At 52.2% G+C, this 8269-nt stretch carries 8 protein-coding genes; 3 read left to right on the top strand and 5 right to left on the bottom strand.

Annotated features, from left to right (window positions below; genetic code table 11):
* Together tnpA and fabB are read right to left on the bottom strand one after the other, a co-directional pair.
* Window positions 1–235 (bottom strand): IS200/IS605 family transposase (tnpA, locus tag G462_RS24380; protein WP_026960245.1); only part of this gene is annotated, 235 nt, incomplete at its 3' end.
* A gap of 172 nt (window positions 236–407) precedes the next feature.
* Window positions 408–1619 (bottom strand): beta-ketoacyl-ACP synthase I, encoded by a 1212-nt coding sequence (gene fabB / locus G462_RS0118095; protein ID WP_026960244.1) that lies wholly within the window; start codon window positions 1617–1619, stop codon window positions 408–410.
* A gap of 113 nt (window positions 1620–1732) precedes the next feature.
* Here fabB and mnmC point away from each other — a divergent pair, with 113 nt between their 5' ends.
* From mnmC to G462_RS0118080, 3 genes are all read left to right on the top strand, one after another.
* Window positions 1733–3727: a bifunctional tRNA (5-methylaminomethyl-2-thiouridine)(34)-methyltransferase MnmC2/FAD-dependent 5-carboxymethylaminomethyl-2-thiouridine(34) oxidoreductase MnmC1 gene (gene mnmC / locus G462_RS0118090; protein ID WP_026960243.1), complete on the top strand. Its 1995-nt coding sequence runs from the start codon at window positions 1733–1735 to the stop codon at window positions 3725–3727.
* Between the two features lie 408 nt (window positions 3728–4135).
* Entirely contained in the window at window positions 4136–5188 is a 1053-nt protein-coding gene (locus G462_RS0118085) for a response regulator (protein WP_026960242.1), read from the top strand.
* Window positions 5178–6146: a sensor domain-containing diguanylate cyclase gene (locus tag G462_RS0118080; RefSeq protein ID WP_026960241.1), complete on the top strand. Its 969-nt coding sequence runs from the start codon at window positions 5178–5180 to the stop codon at window positions 6144–6146. Before G462_RS0118085 ends, G462_RS0118080 begins: the two co-directional genes overlap by 11 nt.
* A gap of 107 nt (window positions 6147–6253) precedes the next feature.
* On the opposite strand, the gene G462_RS0118075 is transcribed toward G462_RS0118080, so the two are convergent.
* From G462_RS0118075 to G462_RS23310, 3 genes are read right to left on the bottom strand one after another with little or no spacing between them, the layout of a single operon-like run.
* Complete coding sequence (locus tag G462_RS0118075) at window positions 6254–6544, bottom strand: YfcL family protein (RefSeq protein WP_169720187.1); 291 nt, start codon at window positions 6542–6544, stop codon at window positions 6254–6256.
* A gap of 7 nt (window positions 6545–6551) precedes the next feature.
* Window positions 6552–7685, bottom strand: coding sequence for an ATP-NAD kinase family protein (locus G462_RS0118070; RefSeq protein WP_342664485.1), 1134 nt, complete (start codon window positions 7683–7685; stop codon window positions 6552–6554).
* A 10-nt stretch (window positions 7686–7695) separates the two neighbouring features.
* Window positions 7696–8217, bottom strand: coding sequence for an elongation factor P hydroxylase (locus tag G462_RS23310; protein ID WP_051326845.1), 522 nt, complete (start codon window positions 8215–8217; stop codon window positions 7696–7698).
* Window positions 8218–8269: the final 52 nt, after the last annotated feature.

Genomic DNA, 8269 nt, shown 5'->3' with positions numbered 1-8269 from the left:
CTACATACTCTGAAACACTCAGGCTCGGGAGCATCCTGACAACCAAATGGACATGGTCAATTTGAACATTTAACTCAACGATTTTGCATTTCTTCATTGAGCTGTAGATGTAGATCCCTCTATGCAACTCTTTGCCTAAGTTCCCCTTCAGGAGCTTGAATCTGTACTTTGGCGTCCAGACGATGTGATACTGACAACGATAGAATACGTGTGAAGCGGATTCATATCTGCTCATGTTAGTTGTTCTCCTATTTGCTGGTTACAAACAGGTTGAACCTTCTAACATGAGCGCTCTTCGGGCAAAGCCCACAAGAACGATCGCCACCTCCATAGGAGGTGGTTTAATACTGATAACAAAAAAGGGAAGTGCCTAAGCCCTTCCCTTCTGGTTTGCTAACGAGTGTTTCTTAGTACTTTTCAAACACTAGGGTAGCGTTAGTGCCACCGAAGCCGAAGCTGTTCGACATCACTCGCTGCAGCTCAGCAGATTGTGCCTGATTGGCCACAATGTTTAAGCCTTGTGCTTTCTCATCAAGGTTCTCGATGTTAATGCTTGGCGCAACAAAGCCATTCTCAAGCATCAGCAGCGAGTAAATCGCTTCATGGACACCCGCTGCGCCCAAGGCGTGACCGGTCAGTGACTTAGTGGCACTGATAAGCGGGCTTTGCTCAGAGAACACCTCTTGGATCGCTCCCAGCTCTTTAACATCGCCCACCGGGGTCGAAGTGCCGTGAGTGTTTACGTAATCAACTGGGCCATCCAGTTGCTGCATCGCCTGGCGCATACAGCGCACAGCGCCTTCACCGCTTGGTGCAACCATATCAAAGCCATCTGAGGTTGCGCCGTAGCCAACAATCTCGCCGTAGATCTTAGCGCCGCGGGCCAGAGCATGTTCAAGCTCTTCGACTACCACCATGCCGCCGCCGCCAGAGATAACAAAGCCATCACGGTCAGCATCATAGGTACGAGATGCCTTGCTTGGGTCATCGTTGTACTTGGTCGACAACGCGCCCATGGCATCAAATTCCATAGCCAGGCTCCAATGCAGCTCTTCACCACCACCGGCGAACACTACATCTTGTTTGCCAAGCTGGATAAGCTCCAAGGCGTGGCCGATACAGTGGGCACTGGTCGCACAGGCACTGCTGATGGAGTAGTTAACGCCTTTGATTTTAAATGGCGTGGCCAAACAAGCGGAGGTAGTGCTCGCCATGGTACGCGGTACCATGTAAGGGCCGACACGACGTACGCCTTTCTCGCGCAGGATATCTGCCGCTTCAACTTGGTTTTTTGAGCTGGCGCCGCCAGAGCCCACGACCAAGCCGGTACGTTCGTTGGATACCAGTTCCTCGCCAAGGCCCGCATCGTCGATGGCTTGTTGCATGGACAGATAAGCGAAGCCAGCCGCATCGCCCATAAAACGCATCACTTTGCGATCGATGTGCTCTGCCGGGTTAAGTTTGAGGTCGCCCCAAACCTGGCTACGCAGCTTGAATTCTGCAAATTCCTCTGAGTGGTTGATTCCTGATTGGCCGCTCTTTAGTGAGGCCAATACTTCTTCTTTATTGTTACCAATGCTGGATATAATACCCAGCCCGGTAATCACTGCTCTTTTCATCCGTTGCTCTCTCAGATCAGGTTTGCCGACTATGTTAACGAGTTTCATCCCAGAAACTGGTCTGAACAGGGTACAAGTGTACGCTAAAATTCGCTAGGTAATTCGAGGCAGCTTTGACAGAAAAACGTCCCTCTCCCACTCAACACGCACAAATATCCTGGAATCAACAAGGTACACCGGTTGCCGAACAGTTCGATGATGTCTATTTTTCGAACGTGAACGGGCTCGAAGAAACCCGCTATGTGTTTCTAAAACAAAACAATTTGCCGCAGCGCTGGCTCGATAGCTCAGCCGAGCACCATGTGATTGGCGAATCTGGATTTGGTACCGGACTTAACTTTCTCGCCAGCTGGCAAGCCTTCGAGCAATTTCGAACCCAGCAGCCATCTCATTGCCTGAACCACCTATATTTCGTCAGTTTTGAGAAATACCCACTGACCACCTGCGATTTAGAGAAAGCCCACCAAGCGTGGCCTGAGCTGGCCAAATACGCCCAGCTCTTGCAACAGCGCTACCCCACGGTAATGACCGAAGGCTGCCAACGGCTGCATTTTCAGTGCGACGGTTACTGTGTCACCTTAGATTTATGGATTGGCGATATTCTTGAGCAGCTACCCAGCGTCTACGCCGGTGCAACAGGCACCGTCGACAGCTGGTTTTTGGATGGCTTTGCGCCGAGCAAAAACCCTGATATGTGGTCTCAGGCACTGTTCGACGGTATGGCCCGGATCAGTAAGCCCGATGCCACACTTGCCACCTTTACCGCAGCAGGCTTTGTTCGTCGCGGCTTGATTGAAGCAGGCTTTGCTATGTCCAAAGCCAAAGGCTTTGGTACTAAACGCGATATGTTGGTGGGATGCTTTGCCGCGCAGGCTGAGCAAGACAAAGAGCAAGACCCAGACACAAGCACACTGAACGTCGCCATCATTGGCGCGGGTATCGCAGGTGCTGCGCTCGCTTACTCGCTATGCAGTCGGGGCGTAACCGTTGATTTGTATGAACGCGAAGCAAAAGCCGCCAGCGCCGCCTCGGGGAACCGCCAAGGTGCAATCTATCCGCTGCTAACGCCAACAAAGCCCGAGCAGACCCAATTCCATGTGCAGGCCTTTTTGTACCAGCAGCAAACCATTGATATGGCGAGGGAGCATAACCCGCAGTTTGGCTATGAGCAGTGCGGCGTGTTGCAACTGGCGCACAGCGATAAATCCCTCACTGCCATCGACAAGATTGCCCATACCGAATATCCGCAGGCACTGGTGGAGCATGTTGGTGAAGAAGACGCAAACCGCTTAGCCGCGCTTGCTGTCGATGCCCAAGGCCTGCATTACCCGCTAGGCGCTTGGGTCAATGCACCGGGCTACGTTAACGCACTTCTCGACAAAGCTGCGCAAACCGGCAAGCTAAATCTGCACTTTGGCAAAGAACTGAGCGGCTTTGTCCCAGAAGCGGATCGGGTAACCCTAAGCTTCTCTGATGGCAGTCAGGCCTCCCATCCACGCCTTGTGTGCTGTCATGCCGAACAAGCCCTGCAGCATGACCCACAATTGCCGATCACTCCGGTACGCGGGCAAGTTAGCCATATTCAATCCTCGCCGCAGTTAAGTGCCTTAAATAAAGTGCTGTGTTTCTCTGGCTACCTGACTCCCGGCTTGGAGCAGCAGCACTGCCTAGGCGCGAGCTTTATTCGTTTTGATCTGTCGCGAGAGCTTCGCGACGAAGAGACCCAGGAAAATCTGGAAAAGCTGCAAACCAGCCTGCCCCGGCCTTGGAACCAACAGCTTACTGTCGCAGATAGCCAAGGGCGCGCTGCGATCCGCGCGACGGTGCGCGATCATCTACCACTGATCGGCCGCTATCCCGACCTCAAAGCTATCTATCGCGATGGCTATGCCGAGGCTTGGCAGGGAGAGCCCTTACCGGTGCTAGAGAACTGCTACCTGCTCACCGGCTTAGGTGCTCGCGGGCTAAGCATTGCACCCTTAGCCGCCGAGCTGCTCGCCAGTGAGCTGACCGCTCAGCCACTGCCAGCAAGCAAGGACATGAAATCGCTCCTTGAGCCTCAGCGCTTCTATCTGCGCCGCCTGCAAAAAGGGCGGCCACTGCCTTAGGCGCTTTGTTCGCAACTCGCGAGCTTAGGATTCATTAACAAATGCCGACTAGCGGTAGTAAACCTCAGTTTTCTACCGCTTCCGGCTTTTTCGCACGCTAAGCACGACAAAACGCGATTTTTCCACGTCTTGGTGAGCTATGGTTGGGTTAGCTGCGGGTGTTCAGAGCCTTTCCAAATCACCTACCCCAACCATCTATCCCAACCACCAATAGCCGGTCATTAATTAACCACAAAGTTATTTTTAGGTAACCGGAATGTGACTAGTGCGCGGTTATTCTCCATTTTGTCCTATTCTAACCATGAACTTCTCAAAAGTGAGTGTACACTTAGCTTGTGCACAGCAGGTTAGTTGCCAATCGCGCAATTGATATGAATTACAATGATTTAAGGAACAAATCATCCGACTATGCCATTGCCAATTTTAATTTGTGACGATTCACGGATGGCCCGAAAACAGATGGCGCGCAGTCTTCCTCCAGCGTGGGATGTTGAGATCAGCTTCGCGGAAAACGGTGAGGAGGGACTGGAAGCAATTCGTTCAGGCAAAGGGAATATTGTCTTTCTCGACCTTAACATGCCTGTATTGGATGGTTATCAAGTACTTGAGCAGATCCAGAGCAACGATCTCCCCGCATTGGTGATCGTGGTATCCGGTGATATTCAGCCAGAAGCCCATGCCCGAGTAAAAGACCTCGGGGCGCTCGATTTCATCAAAAAGCCGACCAACAAGGCAAAGATCGGCGAGATTTTGCTGGAATACGGCATTCTTGATTCACCACAGATACTGGCGCTGGACACCGAGATCGCCGAGGTCGAACAACTTGGCGAAAGCAAGGCCGATACCCTCTCCCCCAAAGTTAGCGACAATCTCGATCACTACCAAGAGATCGCTAATGTGGCCATGGGCCGCGCCGGTGATCTACTAGCCCGCCTGCTTAACGCCTTTGTGCTACTGCCAATCCCCAAGGTAAACATCCTCGAGACCAGCGAGCTGCATATGGCGCTCAGCTCGGTGGAGAGCGATCAGAGCCTGTCAGGCGTCTGCCAGGGCTATATCGGTTCCGGCATCGCCGGTGAAGCGCTGCTGATTTTCCAGGATTCCAGCTTCTCAGATATGGCGAAGCTGCTGGATTACCAAGGCCCGCTCGATGACAAGGCCGAACTCGAGCTGTTAATGGACACTGCCAATATCTTGATTGGCGCGAGCTTAAAAGGGATCGCTGAGCAGTTAGATATGCACTTTGCTCAGGGACACCCGGTGGTGCTGGGGCAGCACTGTAACGTTGCAGAGCTTATCCAGAGCAATCGCCAGCGCTGGCAGAAAACCCTGGCCATCGAGATTAACTTCAAGATTGAGAAGCACGATATCCAATGTGATCTGCTATTGCTGATTACCGAAGATTCGCTGCCAACGCTAAACAACAAGATTTCCTATTTGATAGATAACGATGACGACTAGCCAAGAGCAACTAAATGAGTTCCATTGGATGCTGGACATGGTGCAAACCATCGATGCAGGCTTGGTGGTGCTCGACCAGCAGTATCAGGTGCAGATCTGGAACAACTTTATGGAAGCGCACAGTGGTAAGCGCCCTGATCAAACCCATGGAAAATCCTTGTTTGAACTGTTTCCTGAGCTCCCCTCAGACTGGTTAAAGCAGAAGATTGATTCGGTGTTTCTGCTAAAAAATCGCGCCTTTACCACCTGGGAACAGCGACCACACGTATTTCCGTTCCGTAACTATCGGCCTATCACTGGTACGGTCGATTTTATGTATCAAAACATCACTCTGATCCCGCTTACCTCACTGACCGGTCAGGTGACCCATATCTGTATCATTGTCTATGACGTGACCGACAGCGCAGTCAACAAAGAGGAAGCCCAGCGGGTCAACGAGCAGCTCAAAGCACTCAGCCGCACCGATCACCTCACCTCGTTGAGCAACCGTGGCTACTGGCAACAGCGTCTTGAGCAAGAGTTCGGCCGCAGTAAGCGTAGCGGCCATAACTACGCACTGGTGATGCTTGATATTGACCACTTCAAGAACATCAACGACAGCTACGGCCACCCAGTTGGCGATGAAATTATTACCATGCTGGCCGATGCGATCCGCCATATCATGCGCAAAACCGATATTGCCGGGCGTTATGGGGGCGAAGAGTTTGCAGTGATCCTCACCGACTGTACCGGTGAAGCGGCAATGTTATTTGCTGAGCGCCTGCGGGAAGCGGTTGAGCAGCTCAAGCTATCGCTAGACGAGCAGACCATAACCTTCACCATCAGTTTGGGCGTGGCCGCACTGGACGGTGAGATGGAAGCCGCAGCAGATTGGCTGGAAGCCGCTGACAAGGCGCTGTATGCCAGTAAGCACCAAGGGCGTAATCGCTCTACCTTGTATAGCCAAGAGTTAGAATAGACAGGCTAAGCCGATAAGCAGTGCGGTGTAGCGAGAATCAGCTAGCGCGAATAAAGAAAAAGGGAAGCGATGCTTCCCTTTTTGGATTTTTATCAGTGCAGTTTGTGTTAGCCAACGGCCACATTGGCAGTCGCTTGAAACTTGTGCAAACTCACGCTGAGATCTTGTAAATCGGCAAATTTGAGCGCTTCTTTCCACCAGCTCTCAACCAGACGCTTATCCATACCATCTAGCTCATCGCCCATATGGGTGTCGAGCAGATTCAGGTGCATCATCGACTTAAAGGTGTGCACCATAGGACGGGCACTGATTTCAGCTTGCGCCAAGGCAACAGTAATCTGACTTTGTAAGTACTCAAACAAACGACCTTCCGCATAAGGGCGGATGTTGTTATTCAAGTAGCTTTCAACATGGTTTACATAACTTAGGAGCATCGGATACCTCATATTCGGGGTTCGATACTCGATACATCACATAATCTCGGTAACCGGTTATTACCTTAATCACGCCGGACAACTCTTTGTCCAGCAGCGTATCGCCAGTATCAACAATCAACGGGCGTCCATGCAAAGAGTTTAGTTTTGTTTTACTCGCCACAACTAGGATGTTGTCGCGGCCCACGCGTTTAATAAGCTCGGGACTTAACTGTTGATTTCCCCTGCCAAAGAGGTGTCCTTGGCCACCGATAGGAGTAATCAACAACTTAACTTTTTCGCGGGAAATTTTCTCAAGTAGCTGATTAGCAGTCAAATCATTCAGGACCACCGTGTGATCTTTGATTAGATCTACTCCTAAAAGGGTACATTGCAGTGATAATTCCTGCATAACCCCGATGGTAGTGCCTCCTGACCCTATGATATACCAGGTGTCAGGGTCCATATTCTCATCAATTTCTGCTGCGATATCAGCAATTACCAGTTCATCGCTCTCTCGACCGCCCTGTTTGACTGCCTGAACGTAGCTTAAATCATCCGGAATGCTCATCTCGCCGAAGTTTCGCGCTCGAACCGTGCCGGCGCGAAACGCCTGTTCATCGATGTCCATCACATCGCCAGCGCGCAGGCTGAGCATAGAGCCTTCGATTAGCTTACGTAACAAGGCGCCCGTGGCCTTGGGTGACACGCCATAGACACCGGAATGAATCTTACAGCCCGCGGGGATCCCCAAACAGCACTGCGACTCGGGTACAACCTTAAGCACATCTCGGGCGGTACCGTCGCCGCCAGCGAACACCAGGATATCAACTCCCTCATCGATGCAGGTTTGCACCGCACGCTGGGTATCCTCGGCGCTGGTTTCGCCTTGGTAGTGATAAACCACTTGATGGTCGAACCCTAGTTTGGCGCACACGTCCGCCCCCATCTGTGCCGATGCGGTGAAAATCTGCAGCTGATGCTGACAGTCAAGTAGCTCTCGTAAGGCCGTTTCGGTGCGCAGTTCAGCCTGTGGTGTAGCGCCACGCTCAAGTGCTTGTTGGACAACCCCATCGGTGCCTTTGAGAGCGACGGCGCCCCCCAAGCCCGCAATAGGGTTAATCACGAGTCCAATCCTAAGCGTCATGTTGTAGGCTCTCTGGCTGGCGTGATTGGGTTAAATGCTGCTCGATGGCGTCGATAAACAAGTTGGCTCGCTGTGGGAAACCATGCTGCAGGTAGAGGTGGTGCTGAGCGCTTACCCGCTTTTGGAACTGCGCACTGTCGCCCGCGTCGCCGTAAAGGTTATCGACACTCACTCGAAACGGGCGACCACAGGCTAAGGCAAAGGCCATCTCAATTGCCTGGGGCTTTACTTCGACTTGCTCAAACTCGGCTTGCTTTTCGGCATCGCGCCCATCGGGGCAGTACCAGTAACCGTAGTCTTCAAGTTTCCGGCGAGCAGGCCCGGCGATACACCAATGGGCAATCTCGTGCAGGGCGCTGTTAAAGTACTCGTCGCGGAAGATGATTTTGGCGGGTTGGGTTGCGCTAGCAGGTACATAGAGCGGCTCCTCGCCGCCCGCTACCAGCACAGTTTGATAGTCATTAAAACAGTGGTTAAACAAGGAGATAAGTTGCTCGATATCGTCAAACATGCCCTCTCCCCTCGTTCTATTGCCCAGACTCTAATCCACTGCCGCTAGGCGT

It is taken from the genome of Aliagarivorans taiwanensis DSM 22990 (assembly GCF_000429505.1).
Lineage (GTDB): Bacteria > Pseudomonadota > Gammaproteobacteria > Enterobacterales > Celerinatantimonadaceae > Aliagarivorans > Aliagarivorans taiwanensis.
This window is presented reverse-complemented; position numbering and strand designations above follow the sequence as displayed.